Annotated in this window: 16 protein-coding genes; 15 read left to right on the forward strand and 1 reads right to left on the reverse strand. The window is 66.3% G+C overall.

The features are described from left to right. Window positions 1-62 precede the first annotated feature (62 nt). The 15 genes from ACFO5X_RS22850 to ACFO5X_RS22920 all read left to right on the forward strand — a co-directional run bounded on the left by ACFO5X_RS22850 (window position 63) and on the right by ACFO5X_RS22920 (window position 16,149). Complete coding sequence (locus ACFO5X_RS22850; protein ID WP_380721913.1) at window positions 63-1,163, forward strand: type 2 periplasmic-binding domain-containing protein; 1,101 nt, start codon at window positions 63-65, stop codon at window positions 1,161-1,163. A 72-nt stretch (window positions 1,164-1,235) separates the two neighbouring features. Next, window positions 1,236-2,546 carry a TRAP transporter large permease gene (locus tag ACFO5X_RS22855; RefSeq protein WP_380721914.1) on the forward strand — a complete coding sequence of 437 codons (1,311 nt, stop codon included), beginning with the start codon at window positions 1,236-1,238 and terminating at the stop codon, window positions 2,544-2,546. A gap of 5 nt (window positions 2,547-2,551) precedes the next feature. Then, complete coding sequence (locus ACFO5X_RS22860) at window positions 2,552-3,064, forward strand: TRAP transporter small permease (protein WP_380721916.1); 513 nt, start codon at window positions 2,552-2,554, stop codon at window positions 3,062-3,064. Further along, window positions 3,057-4,118: a phosphotransferase family protein gene (locus tag ACFO5X_RS22865; protein WP_380721918.1), complete on the forward strand. Its 1,062-nt coding sequence runs from the start codon at window positions 3,057-3,059 to the stop codon at window positions 4,116-4,118. The genes ACFO5X_RS22860 and ACFO5X_RS22865 overlap by 8 nt, the downstream gene beginning before the upstream one ends. Further along, the gene (locus ACFO5X_RS22870) at window positions 4,115-4,564 is read left to right on the forward strand and encodes a hypothetical protein (protein WP_380721920.1); all 450 of its coding nucleotides are present in this window, start codon (window positions 4,115-4,117) and stop codon (window positions 4,562-4,564) included. The genes ACFO5X_RS22865 and ACFO5X_RS22870 overlap by 4 nt, the downstream gene beginning before the upstream one ends. Window positions 4,565-4,589: 25 nt before the next feature. Then, entirely contained in the window at window positions 4,590-6,200 is a 1,611-nt protein-coding gene (locus ACFO5X_RS22875; protein WP_380721922.1) for an AMP-binding protein, read from the forward strand. An 8-nt stretch (window positions 6,201-6,208) separates the two neighbouring features. Next, window positions 6,209-7,435: an acyl-CoA dehydrogenase family protein gene (locus ACFO5X_RS22880; RefSeq protein ID WP_380721924.1), complete on the forward strand. Its 1,227-nt coding sequence runs from the start codon at window positions 6,209-6,211 to the stop codon at window positions 7,433-7,435. Next, window positions 7,432-8,433, forward strand: a complete 1,002-nt coding sequence (locus tag ACFO5X_RS22885) for a DUF7064 domain-containing protein (RefSeq protein ID WP_380721926.1) — start codon at window positions 7,432-7,434, stop codon at window positions 8,431-8,433. Before ACFO5X_RS22880 ends, ACFO5X_RS22885 begins: the two co-directional genes overlap by 4 nt. A gap of 13 nt (window positions 8,434-8,446) precedes the next feature. Continuing rightward, a complete protein-coding gene (locus ACFO5X_RS22890) occupies window positions 8,447-9,415 on the forward strand; it encodes an ABC transporter permease (RefSeq protein WP_380721928.1) in 969 nt (322 codons plus the stop codon). A 41-nt stretch (window positions 9,416-9,456) separates the two neighbouring features. Then, window positions 9,457-10,476, forward strand: a complete 1,020-nt coding sequence (locus ACFO5X_RS22895; RefSeq protein ID WP_380721930.1) for a sugar ABC transporter substrate-binding protein — start codon at window positions 9,457-9,459, stop codon at window positions 10,474-10,476. A 100-nt stretch (window positions 10,477-10,576) separates the two neighbouring features. Then, window positions 10,577-12,700: an ABC transporter permease gene (locus ACFO5X_RS22900; protein ID WP_380721932.1), complete on the forward strand. Its 2,124-nt coding sequence runs from the start codon at window positions 10,577-10,579 to the stop codon at window positions 12,698-12,700. Beyond that, window positions 12,697-12,927, forward strand: a complete 231-nt coding sequence (locus ACFO5X_RS22905) for a hypothetical protein (RefSeq protein ID WP_380721934.1) — start codon at window positions 12,697-12,699, stop codon at window positions 12,925-12,927. The genes ACFO5X_RS22900 and ACFO5X_RS22905 overlap by 4 nt, the downstream gene beginning before the upstream one ends. A gap of 9 nt (window positions 12,928-12,936) precedes the next feature. After that, window positions 12,937-13,773: an SMP-30/gluconolactonase/LRE family protein gene (locus ACFO5X_RS22910; protein ID WP_380721936.1), complete on the forward strand. Its 837-nt coding sequence runs from the start codon at window positions 12,937-12,939 to the stop codon at window positions 13,771-13,773. Beyond that, a complete protein-coding gene (locus ACFO5X_RS22915; protein WP_380721938.1) occupies window positions 13,770-15,263 on the forward strand; it encodes a sugar ABC transporter ATP-binding protein in 1,494 nt (497 codons plus the stop codon). Before ACFO5X_RS22910 ends, ACFO5X_RS22915 begins: the two co-directional genes overlap by 4 nt. A 115-nt stretch (window positions 15,264-15,378) precedes the next feature. Next, entirely contained in the window at window positions 15,379-16,149 is a 771-nt protein-coding gene (locus tag ACFO5X_RS22920) for an SDR family NAD(P)-dependent oxidoreductase (RefSeq protein ID WP_380721940.1), read from the forward strand. A gap of 110 nt (window positions 16,150-16,259) precedes the next feature. On the opposite strand, the gene ACFO5X_RS22925 is transcribed toward ACFO5X_RS22920, so the two are convergent. After that, window positions 16,260-17,288, reverse strand: coding sequence for a TRAP transporter substrate-binding protein (locus ACFO5X_RS22925; RefSeq protein ID WP_380721942.1), 1,029 nt, complete (start codon window positions 17,286-17,288; stop codon window positions 16,260-16,262). Window positions 17,289-17,310: the final 22 nt, after the last annotated feature.

Below are 17,310 nucleotides of genomic sequence, written 5' to 3' on the forward strand. Positions count from 1 at the left end.
GGTGAGGGAAGCCAGATGGGCCGTCTTGGCCTGTATTCGTTTCTTTGGGAGGAGAAAAACGAATGAAATACGCAAAAATATCAGCATTTTCTGCGATTTGCGCTGGCCTCATGGCCGGTGCCGGCGCGGTTTCGGCGCAGAATCTGACGCTGTCCACGGGGTTGGGTCAGCCTCACATGTGGGTCGCGCATCACATGGAACCCTTCGCCGAGGCGATGGAATCGAAGACCAATGGCGAAGTCACGTTCACTAAGTATTACGGTGGCGAGCTCTCGGCGGTCGGGCGCGAACTCGACAGTCTGAACAGCGGTGTGATCGACGTCGCAGCGCCCCTGCTGGCGCCCTATCACGAGGGCCGCTTCCCGCTGTCGGACATCACCCAGCTGCCGACCTACGGCACCACCTCGCCCATGGTGACGCGCGCCTTCCAGGGACTGCTCGACTCCGACGTCGAAATCGCGCCCGGCAAGACGTTCTACAGCTACGAGATCGGCGACAAGGGCATCCACGTCTGGGCCATCGGCGCCACCGCGCCCTATTCGATCTCGACCACCTCGAAAGTGCTGAAGGAACCGGCGGACTTCACCGGCACCCTGCTGCGCGCGGGCTCGGCGCTGCACACCATCGTGCTGGGTAACCTCGGCGCGACGCCTGTCACCCTGCCGGGGCCGCAGGCCTACGAGGCGCTGTCGCGCAAGACCATCGACGGCATCATCATCGCGATCTCGGACTGGCCGTCCTATTCGATCCAGGAACTCCTGCGGCATTCCATCGTCGATGTCTCGATCGGCCACTGGGAAAGCTATCTGGCGATCTCGGATGCCGCCTGGGGCAATTTGAGCCCCGAGCATCAGAAGCAGTTCGACGAAACCGCCCGCGAGGTCGCGCTGACCAATGCCGAGAAGTGGGAATCGAACCTCGTCGAGGTGCGCCAGAAGTCCGAAGCCGAGGACGGCGGCAGCTTTGTGTCGGTCAAGGATCTCTCGCCCGAGATGCAGGCCCATATGGACAAGGCCGCGCGGCAAAGCTGGATCGACTGGATCGAAAAGACCGAAGCGGCTGGCCACCCGGCCAAGGCGACGGCCAAGCTTTATGCCCAGCTGATCATGGCCGAGGGCGGAGCGCTGCCCGATGGCGTCGGCGACTATCTCGGCCTGAACTGATCCTGTCTCACAGGCGGGGCGGCGCGTTAGACGCCCGCCCCGCTGCCCTGCTCAGAGAAAGCCCGCAGCGCGATGTCGCATGAAGTGATCATATGGTTCGTGACAGGATGGTTCTTTGCCTTCCTCATTCTCGGACAGGCGGTGGCGACCTGCCTTCTGGGCGCCGGGGTGGTCGGCATCCTGCTCTGGACAGGCGGCTTCCGCGTGCTCTCGGGGATTGTCGGGCAGGATGTCTTCTACACCTCCTCGACCTATTCGCTGTCCATCATTCCGCTCTATCTGCTGATGGCGCAGATGCTGGTGCGGGGCGGCGTCATCGTCGACCTGTTCCGCGTCGGCCATCGCATCGTCGGCTACCGCCGTTACCCGCTGGGGGTGGCCACGCTGATCACCGGCGGCCTGCTGGGCGCGGTGTCGGGCTCGGCCTCGGCCTCCTCCGCCGCGCTGGCGGCGCTGGCGGGGCCCGAGCTCGAACGGGTCGGCTATACCCGCGCCTTCTCGATCTCGCTGGCGGCGGTCTCGGGGTCGCTCTCGGCGATCATCCCGCCCAGCATCGTCTTCATCCTCTACGGCTCTCTGACACTGGTCCCCATCGGCCATATGTTCATCGGCGCCATCGGTCCGTCCATCGTCTGCATCCTGGTCTACATGGTCTGCCTGCGCTTCTTCGGGCAGACCCGCCCGGATGCCGAGGACGGCGTGCGCGACGCCACGGTAGACGACCGGGTGACCGGGCGCACCCTGTCGGCCGTGCTGTTCGTCATCTTCCTGATGCTGATGGTCTTCGGCGCGATCTATGGCGGCGTCGTCACCGTGGGCGAGGCCGGCGCGCTGGGCGCCTTCGTTTCGGTCGTCGGCATGTTCGTCATGAACCGGGTCAGCCTGGCCGACCTCGGGCAGGCGCTGTCGGAAAGCGTCAAGATCACCGCCATGCTGATGATGCTGGTGATCGGCGCCCAGATCTTCGCCCGCTTCCTCTCCTTCTCACGGGTGCCGCGCATGCTGCTCGACGTGGCCGAGCCGCTGCTGGCCTATCCGAGCCTGCTGATCGCGCTGCTGCTGCTGGTGATCTTCCTCGCCGGCATGGTGCTGGAAAGCGCGGCGGTGATCGTGCTGATGGTGCCGATCCTGATGCCCATCGTGACGGCGGCGCAGATCGACCCGCTGTGGTTCGGCGTGATGGCGATGCTGATGATCTCGGTCGGCCTGCTGACCCCGCCGGTCGGACTGGCCGTCTATGCCGCGGCGGCGGCGGGCAAGGTCTCGGTCGCGCAGGTGTTCCGCGGCGCCTTTTCCTTTGCCTTCTTCGCCGCGCTGATCTGCGGCGCAGTGATGATCGTCTTTCCCGGGGTGGTCACCTGGCTGCCCGGGCTGATGGAGTGAGCGCGATGGCGATCTGGAACTTCATCACCCGGTTCGAGGACAGGCTCGCCGCCGTCGGCGCCGGCACCGCGCTCATGGCAATGATGCTGATGTCGGTGATCGGGGTGCTGGGGCGCTATGTGTTTCAGGCCGACCTGATCCCCGGCGCCTACAACATGATCGAGCGAGTAATCTTCCCGCTGATGGTCTTCTGGGCTCTGCCGGCGGCGCATCGCGAGATGCTGTTCCCCCGTTTGGAAATGCTGGCCGAGGCGCTGCACCCGCGCTGGCGCCCGGCGGTCTCGGCGCTGGCGCTGCTGGTGGAACTGGCGATCTACCTCGTGGTGCTATGGTTCGTCACAACCTTCGTGATCCAGACCATCAAGACGGGGCGCACCATGCAGGTCGGCACCGACTTCTGGCCGCTCTGGCCGGTGGTGGTGATGATCCCGATCTCCTTCGCCCTGATGGTCGCCGAGATGCTGCGATTGCTCTGGGTGGACGCAAGACGACTTCTGACAGGACAAGACAATGGCTGACGTGCTCGCCGGACAGCGGGAGATTCCCGCGTTCGACCCCTTCGACTCGGACACGGTACGGCGGCAGCTGACCGCCTATCTGGCGGCGCAGACCGGTGGTGCCGTGACGGTCAGCAAGCTGCAGCGCTTCACCGTCGGCTTTTCCTGGGTCACCTATGGTTTTGACGCAGAATGGGGCGGCAGGACTCGCGCCCTGATCCTGCGGGTGGGTCCGCCCAAGGGCATCTTTGCCCCCTATCTTGCGCGGCCGGAATTCGTTGCACTGAAGGCGCTGGCTCAGGCCGGAATGCGGGTGCCGGGTGTCTACTGGTACGACGACACCTGCACCGTCTTCGGCGCGCCCTTCTTCATCTGCGACAAGGTTGAGGGCGAAGTACCGATCCCCTGGACCGCCGACGGCGGCCCGGCCTTCGACGAGGTGACACGCAAGCGTCTTGGCCACCAGTTCTTCGACATCCTGGCCGATCTGCACAATTTCGACTGGCGCGGCACCGAGGTGGCGGAACTCGATGCCGGCGGCACAGAGGCGACGGTTACGCACCAGCAGATCGACGCCTGGGTGGCGCGGATGCACGACTGGTCCGAGGCGCGCTTCCCCATGCTGGAATGGGCCGCCGCCTGGTTCCGCGACCATGCGCCCGTGGCCCAGCGGATCAGCCTGATCCACGGCGACTTCCGCATCGGCAATTTCCTCGAGGTCGATGGCGACATCCGGGCCTTTCTCGACTGGGAGCTGGTGCATCTGGGCGACCCGCTCGAGGATCTCGGCTGGACCTGCCTGCGCGCCTGGCGCGGCGGGTCGGACTACATGTGTCACCTGCTGACGCGGGACGAACTGCTGGAGCGCTACTGTGCCCGCACCGGGCTGACCGTGGACCGCGCCACGCTGGCCTACTGGGAGGCCTTCGGCACCTTCAAGCTCGCCATCATGCATCTGGGCGCTTTCCACTGTTTCGAGAAAAGGGGGTTCAACGACATGCGCATGGCCGGAATGGGCGCGCAGATCCCGCGTCTTCTGCTGCAGGTGGAACGGGCGCTGGAGGAGGCGCAATGAAGCCCTCGGTCGCCCGCCTGATTGATGGCATCGTGGCCACGCTGCGCGATGACGTGATCCCCCATGTCGGCGATCCCTATGCGCGCGGACAGGTCATCGGCGTGATCGACCTGCTGAACAACTATGGCGCCCGGCTGGACTGGGACGCGGTGCAGGCCGCCTCCAGCCTGACCGCCAAGCGCCGCGCGCTGGCCGAGGCGCGGGCGCTGGCCGACGGGGCAACGGCGGCGGAGGTCTCAGACTGCACGGCGGTGGCGGGCAGCGCGCTCATCGCCGCCGCCCGCGAGGCCGACCGAGAGATTTCCGACCAGCTGGCCGCCTGGATGGCGACGGGCAAGGCCGAGGCGGGCATCGCCCGGCTGCGCCGCCACATGCACGACGAACTGCGCGAAGAGATGAAAATGACCAAGCGGCCGATGTTCGCCGAGATCGCCAAGGGCGGCTGAGCGGACAGGACGAGGGAGGACTGAGATGACCCATCATATCGACCCGCGCATGCCCGCGCCCGAGGACTGCGTGCAGCGTCACCTGATCGAGCGCAATGCGGCCGCACATCCCGACAAGGTCTTCGCCCGCTACGCCGACGGCCGGACCTGGACCTATGGCGAAACGCTGGCCACCACGATCCGCACGGCCAATGCGCTGAAGCGCCTTGGCGTGCGCCAGGGTGACCGGGTTCTGGTCTGGCTGCCGAACTGCGAAGAGGCGGTGCGCGTCTGGTTCGCGATCAACTACCTGGGCGCGGTCTTCGTGCCGATGAACATCGCCTATCGCGGCACCCTGCTGGCCCATGCCGCCACCCTGTCCGAGGCGCGGCTGGCCATCGTTCACGCCGAACTCGCGCCGCATCTGGGCGCGGTCACGCCGGGGCAGGTGAACGAGGTCGTCGTGCTGATGGGAGCGCCGGGCGAGATTGCGGGGATGACCGTGCACGGCCCGGACGCGCTCGACAGCGACGACACCACGCCGATCCCCCTGGATCAGCCGCTGATGCCCTGGGATCTCCAGTCGATCATCTTCACCTCGGGCACCACCGGTCCGTCCAAGGGGGTGCTGTCCTCCTATTGCCATCTGCACCAGATGGCCATTTCGGCGCCTTTCCTGGATGGCGATGACCGCTATCTGATGACGCTGCCGATGTATCACAGCGGCGGCGTGATGCCGATCACGGCGATGCTGGTCCACGGCGGCGCCATCGTCATGGTCGAAAGCTTCAAGACCGAGACCTTCTGGCAGACCGTGCGCGAGGCGCAGATCACCACCGCGATCCTGCTGGGCGTGATGGGCGGGTTCCTGGTCAAGCAGCCGCCCGGCCCTGACGACCGCAACCACACGCTGCGCAGCTGCACCTACGTGCCGATGAACGACACCGCCGTCGCCTTTCACGACCGCTTCGGAACCGACGTTCACACCCACTTCAACATGACCGAAATCTCGATGCCGATCGTCTCCGACCCGAACCCCACCGCGCTTGGCAGCGCGGGACGGCCTCGCGCCGGGGTCGAGGTGCGCATCGTCGACGAGCACGACTGCGAGGTGCCGGTCGGCCAGATGGGCGAGATGGTCGTGCGCACCGACTGCCCCTGGGCGATCAGCCACGGCTATGCTGCCAACCCCGAGGCCACCGCCCGCGCCTGGCGCAACGGCTGGTTCCACACCGGCGACGGCTTCCGCCGTGACGCCGAGGGTAACTACTATTTCTGCGACCGTATCAAGGACGCGATCCGCCGGCGGGGCGAGAACATCTCCTCCTTCGAGGTCGAGACCGAAGTCGCCGCCCACCCGGCGGTCCAGGAGGCGGCGGCGGTCGCGGTCAAGAGCGAGATCGCCGAGGACGAGGTTCTGGCCATCGTCGCCCTGCGCCCCGGCGCCGAACTCGACCCGGCCGACCTGATCGCCTTCCTGCGTCCGCGCATGGCCCACTTCATGGTGCCCCGCTACATCCGCTTCGTCCCGGAACTGCCGCGCACGCCCACCGCGAAGATCCGCAAGGTCGAGCTGCGCGAGGCCGGCATCACCCCCGACACATGGGATCGCGAGGCCGCCGGCATCGTGATCAAGCGCGAAACTCTCAGCACGTAAGGACAGACATGTTTGCGGAAATCGACCCCAGGACAGCGGCGCTGAAGGACAGGCTGACGGCCTTCATGGCGGCGCATGTCTATCCGAACGAAAAGGCGCTGCTGGACGAGTCGCGCCAGGACGGACGCTGGCGGCATACGTCGCTGCTGCGCGAGCTGCAGGCCAAGGCGCGCGAACAGGGCCTGTGGAATCTGTTCTACAACCACGGCCCCGAGGGGCAGGGCCTGTCGAACTACCAGTATACCCACCTCTGCGAGGTGCTGGGCCGCTCGCTCGCCGCGCCGGAGATCTTCAACTGCAACGCGCCCGATGTCGGCAATATGGAAATCCTGTCGATCTACGGCACCGACGCCCAGAAGGAACGCTGGCTGACGCCGCTGCTGAACGGCGACATCCGGTCCTGCTTTGCGATGACCGAACCGGCGGTTGCCTCGTCGGACGCGACCAACATCGAAACCCGCATCGAACGCGACGGCGACCACTATGTGGTGACGGGCCGCAAGTGGTGGACCACCGGCGCCATGGCCGAGGCCTGCAAAGTCGCCATCGTCATGGGCAAGAACGACCCCGACGCGCCGCGCCATCAGCAGCAGTCGATGATCCTGGTCCCGATGGACACACCCGGCGTGCGGGTGGAACGGCCGCTGTCGGTCTACGGCTTCCAGCATCCGCCGCTGGGCCATGCCGAGGTCGTCTTCGACGGCGCGCGGGTGCCGGCGGAAAACATGTTGCTGGGCGAGGGCCGCGGCTTCGAGATCGCCCAAGGCCGCCTTGGCCCCGGCCGCATCCACCATTGCATGCGCTTCATCGGCCTGGCCGAGCGCGCCATCGAGGCGATGTGTGCCCGCGCCCTGTCGCGCACCGCTTTCGGCTCGCGCCTGTCCGACATGGGCGGCGTGCGCCAGGTGATCGGCCAGTGCCGCACCGAGCTGGAGGCCGCCCGCCTGATGACGCTCAAGGCCGCCTGGGCGATGGACGCCCACGGCAACAAGGCCGCGAAGGACGAGATCGCCATGGCCAAGATCTATGTGCCCACGATCACCGGTCAGATCATCGACCGGGCCATCCAAGTGCACGGCGGCGGCGGCCTGTCCGAGGACTTCTTCCTCGCCATGGCCTTTGCCGAAACCCGCTTTCTGCGCATCGGCGACGGGCCGGACGAAGTGCACCGCGAGGCGCTCGCCCGGGTCGAACTGAAGCGCGCCCAATCCCGGACCGAGGAGACCGTCCAATGAGCAATTTTCTGATGCGTCCCGAGGACGAGTCCAACCACACGCCCGACGCCGTCTCGAACTTCAACGAAAGCGTCTATTGCAACGGCTTCGACTTCCGCCAGCAGGTCGGCGGCTGGATGCGCCTTGGCAACCGCGTGAACGAGGGCCGGGCCGAGCTGTCGGTCTGCCTCTACCTGCCCGATGGCCGCATCGCCTGCCAGTTCCTGCGCCCCCGGATCGAACACAACAACGCCTTCAACGCGGGCGGGCTGTCCTACGAGGTGATCGAGCCGCTGAAGGCGGTCCGCATGGTCTACGAGGGCGAGCTGATCATCGTCGACAACCCCGACGACCTGCGCGACCCGCAAAAGCTCTTCGCCACCGGTCCGCGCCTGCCCGGGCGGGTCGAGTTCACGCATCATGCCTCATCCCCCGTCCACGGCGGCGAGCCGCAGGACGACACCACGCCGACGATGTATGGCCGCGACTTCTCGCGCGGGCACTTCAACCAGCACGGCAAGGTCGACGGCGTCATCACCGTCGGCGAGGAAAGCTGGCAGATCGACGGCCGCGGCTGGCGCGACCATTCCTGGGGGCCGCGCTACTGGCAGGCGATCCATTATTACCGCCTGTTCATCGGCAACTTCGACAACGGCGACGGCTTCATGCTGCTGCGCATCACCGACCGCGCCGGGCTGACCCGGCGGCTGGGCGTGCTGCTGGTGGATGGCGACTACGAAGAGGTGACCGACCTCAACGTCATCACCGAGTGGACCGACCAGAAAGACCCCGCGCGCGTCCACCTGGGCGTCGCGACCGCCAAACGCAGGGCGGTGATCGAGGTCGAGGTCCTGCAACTCGCCCCGCTGCGCAACCGCCGCCAGGCCGATGGCGAAGAACTGATCTCGCGCATTGCCGAAGGCTATTCCCGCTTCACCTGGGAGGGGCGCACCGGCTTCGGCATCACCGAATATATCGAGCGGATCGTGGACGGCGAAATGGCCGGATATCCGCTGTGAGGAGGGCGCGCCCATGCTGAGGTCACTCAATCAGGAGCGGATCGTCTTCCTGATCGCGCTGGTCCTGTTTGTCGGCTTCGCCGCCGGACTGCCCGGCTTCCTGACCAGCGGCAACATCCTGTCGCTGATCCAGAACGTGTCGATCCTGGGCATTCTCGGCACCGGCATGGCCATCGGCATCATCGGGCGCGGCATCGACCTGTCGATGGTCTCGACCATGGTCATCTCGGTCTCGTGGATGCTGGTCATGGTGAACGGCGGCATGAACCTGTGGCTGGCCTTCGCCCTGGCGCTGGGCTTTGCGGCGGCGGTCGGGGTGATCAACGGCCTGCTGATCGCCTATGTCGAGATTCCGGCGATCTTCGCCACCCTCGCCATGGGGATCGTCGTCTACGGCTTCGGCAAGTCGTTCCTGGTAAGTACCGATGTGGTCTACCTGCCGACCGGCGAGAGCTGGTTCTATACCATCGGCAGCGGCCAGATCCTGGGCATCCCGAACCCGGTCATCGCCTTCGCCCTTGTGGCTCTGGCCGCCTATCTGTTCCTGACCTTCACCAAATACGGTCGCTACAACTACGCCATCGGCGACAACCTGTGGACCGCGCGGATCACCGGGATCCCGGTGCGCCCGGTCATGGTGCTGCAATACGTCCTGATCGCGATGATCGGCCTGGTGGCGGGTCTGGTCGTGGCCACTGCCGTTTCGTCGATGAACACCCGCCTCGCGCTGTCCACGCAAGTGTATGACGTGATCCTGGTCGTGGTCCTGGGCGGCATCGGCCTGTCGGGCGGCAAGGGCGGCGTGCGCAACGTGATCGTCGGCACCGTGCTGATCGGCATCCTGCTGAACGGCATGACCATCATGAACCTCAGTTACACCACGCAGAACATCTTCAAGAGCATGATCCTTCTGGCGGCGATCGTGATCGACACAATGCTGAACCCGAGGGACGAGCAGACCGCGCAGCACGGGGACATCTGACGCGGCACCCAACCTGTCCAATCTTCAGAGGAGGAGAGACGATGAAGACCAAGACGATGATCGCCGCGGCGCTGGCGCTGGCCGGGCTTGCCGCGGGCGCGGCGGGGGCCGAGCCTTTCGACGACGGCCAGTCCAAGACCTACTACGAGGCCTTCAAGGGCAAGAAGGTCGGCTTCGTGCCGCTGTCCATGGGGTTTGACCTGACCGAGGGCTGGAACGCCGGGCTGCAGAACCAGGCCAAGGCGCTGGGCTACGAGGTCATGGTACGCGACCCGAACTGGAACACCGAGGCGGGCGCCCAGGCCGCCAACGGGTTCATCGCCGAAAAGCCCGATGTGCTGATCCTGCATCCGCTCGACATGCAGGCCTATAACCGGATCGTGCAGAAGGCGATGGCCGCAGGGATCAACGTGATCCAGGTCAACCTGAAATCCATCACCAACGGCGATGCCTATGTCGGCACCGACTGGTACGAGATGGGCGTGAAACAGGCAGAGGCGCTTGTCGGCGCCTGCGGCGAAGGCTCGGGCAAGAACGGCAAGGTCGCCTTCATCCAGGGGATGCTGGCGACGCCGACCGCAACGATCTCGGGGCAGGGCGCGCAGGACGTGTTCGACAAGCACCCCGAGATCCAGGTCGTCGCCACCCAGGCGGCGGACTGGGATGCGTCGAAGGCGCAGGCGATTACCTCGACCATCCTGAAACAGCACCCCGATCTCTGCGGCGTTCTGGGGCTCTGGGACGGTCAGGACATCGGCACCGCCGCGGCCATCCGCGAGGCGGGGCTGCAGGATCAGGTGTTTCTCGTGACCTCGGGCGGCGGCAACCAGTCGGCGGCCTGCGACAACCTCGAGAACGGCAACTTCGACGCCTACTACAGCTATGACGTGCCCGGTCAGGCGCGCGACCTGAACGCGGCGGTGAAGATCCTGCTGCAGACCAAGCCCGAGCCGGGCTCGGCGCCCTTCGCGCTCTACACCCCGCTCAAGCTGATCACCAAGGACAACATGACGCCCGCGTCCTGCTGGACCCTGGACCAGCTGAAGGCCTCGGGCGGCTGACCCCGCCCCGCTGAACCCGTGCGACCCGCCCTGGCGGGTCGCACCATCCGGCCCGGGAGAGGGCAGGCCCGACGGGCGCGACTGACTGGAGTTTCAAGGCATGGCCGCAACTGAAAACTGGGCGAAATGGCGTTCGCGCTGGGTGCCCGACCATGTGGTCGGCGAGATCCTGTCCAAGACCTGGATCGACACGCTGATCCCGGCCTTCATCCTGGTGCTGGTGCTGGTCGTCTTCGGTGCCCAGATGCCCAATTTCTTCTCGGCCTCGAATGTCTCGGACATCGGGCGGATGTATGGCGAATACCTCTTCGTCGCCATCGGCATGACCATCGTGATGATGGCAGGTGGCATCGACCTCTCGGTCGGCTCGACCTTCGCGCTGTGCAATTTCGTGGCGCTGTCGCTGATCAACTACCTGGAATGGCCGCTGGCCTTCGGCATCCCGCTGGTCATGCTGACCGGCGCGGCGGTCGGGCTGATCAACGGAATCCTCATCGGCTATCTGGGCCTGCGCGCCTTCCTGACCACGCTGGTGATGCTGATCATCGTGCGCGCGGTGGTCGACAGCCTGCTGCTCGATTTCTCCATGACCATCGGGCGCGGCTTCAACGCCTCGGCCGCGTGGGAGTTCATGGCGCTGGGCAATATCTTCGGTGTGCCGGCCAGCCTGGTCGTCGCCGCGCTGGTGGGCATCGTGGCGCATCTCGTGCTCACGCGGATGCGCTTCGGCTGGCACGTCATGGCGGTCGGCGGCTCGCGCCGCTCGGCCTATAACGCCGGGATCAAGGTGCGCCGCACGGTCTGCCTGACCTATGTCCTTTCCGGCGCGCTCTGCGGCCTGGCGGCGACCTTCTACGCCGCCCGCCTGTCGAGCGCGAGCGCCGATGTCGGGCGCGGGATGGAGGTGACGATCCTCACCGCCGTGGTCCTTGGCGGCATAAGCCTCGGCGGCGGGCGCGGCTCGGTCGTCAAGGCGGCGCTGGGCACGGTGATCATCATCCTGGTGCAGAACAGCCTGATCCAGATGGGCCTGCTCAGCGGCACCAGTTCGCTGATCCTGGGCTGCGTCCTGCTGCTGGCCGTCGCCATCGACGTGCGCTGGGTCAAGAACCGCCACAAGATCCTGGCTCGCGCCTATGTCTCGCCGGCCTACTTCAAGCTGCCCCCGCTGCCCGAGACGGCGCAGGATTCGGGCTCGGACTATGCGCTGAACGACCGTCTGCGCGGTGTCGAGGCCATCGGTCTCGGCACGCTGGAAGGTCCCGAGGACATGATCTTCGACCGCGACGACAACATGTATTGCGGCAGCCGGCACGGCGACGTGATGCGCATCTTCGCGCCCGACTACACACGGATCGAGGTCTTTGCCCATATCGGCGGCCACCCGCTGGGCATGGCGTTTGACGCGCAGGACAACCTGCATGTCTGCGTCGGCGGCATGGGCCTGTTCCGCATCGCGCCCGACCGCACCGTGACCAAGCTTTCGGACGAGACCAACCGCAGCTGGCTGTCCATCGTCGACGACTCGCGCCTGCGGCTGGCCGACGATCTCGACATCGCGCCGGACGGGCGGGTCTTCTTCTCCGAGGCCACGGTGCGCTACGAGATGTACGACTGGATGGTCGATGCACTCGAGGCGCGGGGCAACGGGCGGATCATCTGCTATGACCCAAAGGACGGATCGTCGCGCACCGTCCTGCCGAACCTGCAGCTGCCGAACGGCATCTGCGTCGAGTTCGAAGGCCAGTCGCTGCTTTACGCCGAGACCTGGGGCTGCCGCATCACCCGCTACTGGTTTGACGGGCCGAAGAAGGGCCAGCGCGAGGTGGTGATCGCCAACCTGCCGGGCTATCCCGACAACATCAACCGCGCCTCGGACGGCACCTACTGGTGCGCGCTCTGCGGGATGCGCTCGCCCGTCTTCGACCTCTCCCAGCGGATGCCGGGCTTCCGCCGCCGGATGGTGCAAAGCGTGGCGCGCGACGACTGGCTTTATCCCAACATGAACACCGGCTGCGTCATCAAGTTCAACGCGCAGGGCGAGATCCTCGACGTGCTCTGGGATTTGGGCGGCGAGGCGCATCCGATGATCACCTCGATCCGCGAACACAAGGGCTGGCTCTATCTGGGCGGCATCTACAACAACCGGGTCGGGCGCTACCGCATTCCGGGCGCCGATCCCGACTGGACCTCGTCTGACTCCTATTGGGGGAAACGGTCATGATCGCCTTTCTGCGGCGCAAGCTGGATGACATCCGCGGCAGCGGCGATGCGGCCGTCACCGTGCCCTCGATGGATGGGGCGCTGCGGCCCAACAGCCTGCTCGACAGCGCGACGGCGCTTGCCTCCGTGCGCCGGCCCGATCAGCTCTGCGACCTCGGCGGCGAGGTAGTCTATTCATCGGGCAACGCCGTTTTCGCCCTGCACGACGGCGCCGAGCGGCACCGCTAAGGATCGGAAGTGACCGCGCTGGCCGCCGGGCCGGATGGCGCGCTGGCCGTGGGGCTGGACGATGGATCGCTCAAGGTGCTGGGCGGCGCCCACGCAAAGACCGATCTGTCGGCGCTCGGCCTCACCTGTCCGGTTGCGCTCGCCTTCGACGGGCCAGACACGCTCTATGCCGCCAACGGCTCGGACCGCTACGCGCCCGGCGAGTGGAAACACGACCTGATGACGCGCGGCGCCTCGGGCGCGGTCTGGCGCATCGACCTTGCCTCGGGGCGGGGCGAGAAACTGATGACCGGTCTCGCCTGGCCGCTCGGCCTCGCGCTATCTCCCGAGGGTCTGGTCGTGGTCGAAAGCTGGCGGCACCGGGTGCTGACCCGCGACGCGGCGGGCACCGTGCGCCCGCGCCTGACCGACCTGCCGGCCTATCCCGCGCGCATCGCCCCGGCGGCGGACGGCGGCTGGTGGCTTGCGCTCTTCGCGCCGCGCAACCAGCTGACCGAGTTCATCCTGCGCGAGCCGGGTTTCCGCGACGCGATGATGGCCGAGGTGGACCCTCAGTGGTGGGCCGCCCCCGCGCTGGAACCTTCGGACAGCTTCCTGCGCCCGCTGCAGGGCGGCGCTCAGAAACACCTCGGCGTGGTCAAGCCCTGGGCACCCAGCCAGTCCTACGGGCTGGTCCTGCGGCTCGACGCCGCCTTCCGCCCGCGCTTCAGCCAGCACAGCCGCGCCGACGGACGCCGCCACGGCGTGACCAGCGTGATCGAATCCGGCGGCCGGGTGCTGGCCACCGCCAAGGGGGGCGACGTGATCCTGTCGCTGGACGTGACACAGCAGGGAGGCCGCAGATGACCGCGCATCTGGAAATGCGCAAGGTGACGAAGGAATATCGCGGCGTTCCCGCGATCACCGACGTCGACTTTCACCTCAACAAGGGCAAGGTGCACGCGCTGCTCGGCGAAAACGGCGCCGGCAAGTCGACCCTGACCAAGATGATGTGCGGTGTAACCGGGCTGACCCGGGGCGAAATGCTGCTCGACGGCAAGCCGGTCAGCTTCTCGACCCCGGCCGAGGCGCTGGACAGCGGCGTGGCGATGGTCTTCCAGGAAACCTCGCTGGTGCCGTCGATGACCGTGGCCCAGAACCTGTATCTGGGCGATGAAAAGCTGTTCAACCGCATTCGCAGCCTGAACATCGCGGCACAGACCTTCCTGCAATCGCTGAACTTCAACGTGAACCCGACCACGATGGTCGCGGGCCTGGGTGCGGCACACAAGCAGATGGTCGAGATCGCCCGCGCGGTGCGTAAGAACGTGCGGGTCATCATCTTCGACGAACCCACCGCCGCCCTCACGCCCGAGGAAAAGCACCACTTCTTCGCGCTGGTCGAGCGGCTGAAACAGCGCGGCGTGTCGATCATCTTCATCAGCCACGCGCTGGAAGAGGCGCTGCAGATCGCCGATGTGATCACCGTCCTGCGCGACGGCGCCCTGATCGAAACCGCGCCGGCCAGCAGCTTCGACCGCGAGCGGATCGTGCGCGCCATGGTCGGGCGCAGCATCGAGAATTCGACCTACGGCGCACAGCGCACGCAGACCCGGCAGGGTCAGGACAAGGTGCTGAGCGTGCAGAACGTGTCGATGGGCACCATCGTCAAGAACACCTCCTTCTCGATCTATTCGGGGCAGGTGACCGGCATCTTCGGCCTGATCGGCTCGGGCCGCACCGAAACCGCCAAGATCATCTCGGGCGTGGTCAAACGCAACTTCCTGAACGGCGGCGAAATCCGCCTGCACGACCGCTCGGTCCGCTATCGCGTGCCGCGCCAGGCGATGGAAGACGGGATCGTCTACGTCACCGAGGATCGCAAGGCCGAGGGCTTTTTCGAAACCATGTCGATTGCCGAGAACCTGTCGATGGGCCGGCTGTCCGCCGGTCTGACCCAAGGCGTCGTGGTGACGCGCGCCGAGATGCAGAAGCTGGCCGCAGACTGGACCAAATCGCTCAACATCCGCGCCATCGATTCCGACGCGCGGGTGATCGAGCTGTCGGGCGGCAACCAGCAGAAGGTGGTGATCGCCAAGTCGCTCGTGCAGCAGCCGCAGATCGTGATCTTTGACGAACCGACGCGGGGCGTGGACGTGGGCGCCATCGCCGAGATCCACCAGCTGATCAACCGTCTGGCCGACGAGGGGCTGGCCGTGGTGGTGATCTCCTCCTACCTGCCCGAGATCCTCAGCATTTCCGACCGTATCCTGGTCTGCCGCGCCGGCCGCGTGGTCGAGGAATTTGACCCTCTGGATACCGACGAACAGCGGATCATGTTCGCCGCGGTGCATTAGGGTCGGCCTTGTTGCATATATATGTGGACGTTTCTGCGCTATATCTGCACACTGACCCGGTGGCGGCGCGCAGCACAGCGACCCCGCAGACCTGTGCGAACTGGAGGAAAGACGCATGAGACTAGAAGGTAAACTGGCCGTCATCACGGCGGCGGCGTCGGGCATGGGGCGCGCGGGGGTCGAGTTGTTCTGCCGCGAAGGCGCCCGCGTCTGCGCCGTCGACATGAACGCCGCCGCGCTGGACGATCTGGCATCGGCGATGAAGGCCGCCGGCACCCCCATCGAGACGGTCACCGCCGACCTTTCGCAGGCCGAAGCCATCCGCAGCAGCGTCGACGACGCGGCGGACAAACTCGGGGGCATCGACGTGATGTGGGCCCATGCGGGCATTCCGGGCCCGGCGGGGATCGAGGATCTGGATCTCGACGCCTACCGCAAGGCCATGGCAGTCAACGTCGATTCCGCCGCGCTGGGCGCCGGTGCGGTGATCCGGCACATGCGCAAGCGCGGCGGCGGCTCGATCATCTTCACCGCCTCGGTCTCGGGCATCGTCGGCTCGCGCTTTTCGCCGGTCTATTCCGCCGGGAAATTCGCAGTTGTCGGCCTGACCAAGTCCCTGGCCCAGACCTTCGCCCCCGACGGCGTGCGGGTGAACGTGGTCTGCCCCGGCCTCGCCGACACGCCGATGGGGATCAAGTTCGTCAGCCGCAAGGAAGACCCGGAAGAGGCCAAGGCCAATACCGCGATGATGCTCTCGGCCATCCCGCTGGGCCGCCTGGTCCGCGCCGAAGAGATCGCCCATGCGGCGCTCTGGTTCGCTTCGGACGATTCCTCCTTCGTCACCGGGGTCGATCTCCCCGTGGACGGCGGCTTTACCTGCCGCTGAGGCCGCGTCCCACCGAAAGCAAAACCGCCCGGACTCAAAGCCCGGGCGGTTTTCTTTTGCACGAACAACAAATGCCGCCGGATCTCTCCGGCGGCACCGCAATCCTCGCCTCAGTTCCCGCGCAGCGCGATGGCCTCGTCCAGCATGGTCTGGGCGTCTTCGCCGTTCTCTTTCACGAAGGCCTCCCACACCGTCGCGGCCTTGTCGCGCCAGGCGGGAATGTCGTCGGCACCCAGAACCACGACCGTCGCGCCCGCGGCCTTCAGCGCCTCGACGCTCGCCGTTGCGTTCTCCTCGACGGTCTTCAGCGCCCGCGCCGCCAGCTCGCTTCCGGTCTCCATCATCACCTGCTGCTGCTCGGGCGTCAACGAATTGAACTCCGCCAGCGACATGATGATCGGCGTGACCGCGGGCCAGGCGAAGGGCGTCACCGTCAGCCCCTTCAGCGGCAGCTTGTTGTCGTGGGAATAGATCGGCGGCAGGATGCCCCCGTCGACCACACCCTGCGTCAGCGCCGGCACCAGCTCGGCCCCGGCGATGGCGACGGGTGAATAGCCATAGACCTCGCCCGCCAGCTGACCGATCCGGCCCCCGGCGATACGGATCTTGAGGCCCTTCAGATCCTCCATGGTTTTCACCGCGTCCGGCCGCGTCAGGTAGAACGAGCTGGGATAGTCGGTCGGTGCGATCGAGATCAGCTTGAACCCGCGCTTTTCCATCGCCGCCGCCAGCACGCCGCCGCCCTTTTCGCTTTCAAAGAAGCGCTGGCCGTGGCTCATGTCGTCCAGCTTGACGTCGAACAGGAAGGGCAGGTCGAAGATGCCCCACAGAGGCTCGACGCTGGCGGCAACCGGCGCCACCGAATAGGTCATGCTGACCTGGCCCGACAGGATCGCCGGCAGTTCCTGGTTGATCGGCATGATCTGGGCCGAGGGGAACACGCGGAAGGTCACTTCGCCCTTGGTCTTCTCGGTCACCTGCTGGGTGAACCACTCGACGTTGCGGTGATGCTGCGACGCGGTCGGATAGGCATGGACAAAGCGCAGCTCCTTCGCCCAGGCGCCGCCCGCCATCAGCGCCGCCGCCAGACCGCCGGCCACGGCCACCCGGGCGGCCCTTCTGGTAAATCCTTCAAACATGGTCTTTCTCTCACTCCCTTGG

Origin of the sequence: Seohaeicola nanhaiensis (genome assembly GCF_042654245.1) — a bacterium.
GTDB lineage: Bacteria > Pseudomonadota > Alphaproteobacteria > Rhodobacterales > Rhodobacteraceae > Seohaeicola_A > Seohaeicola_A nanhaiensis.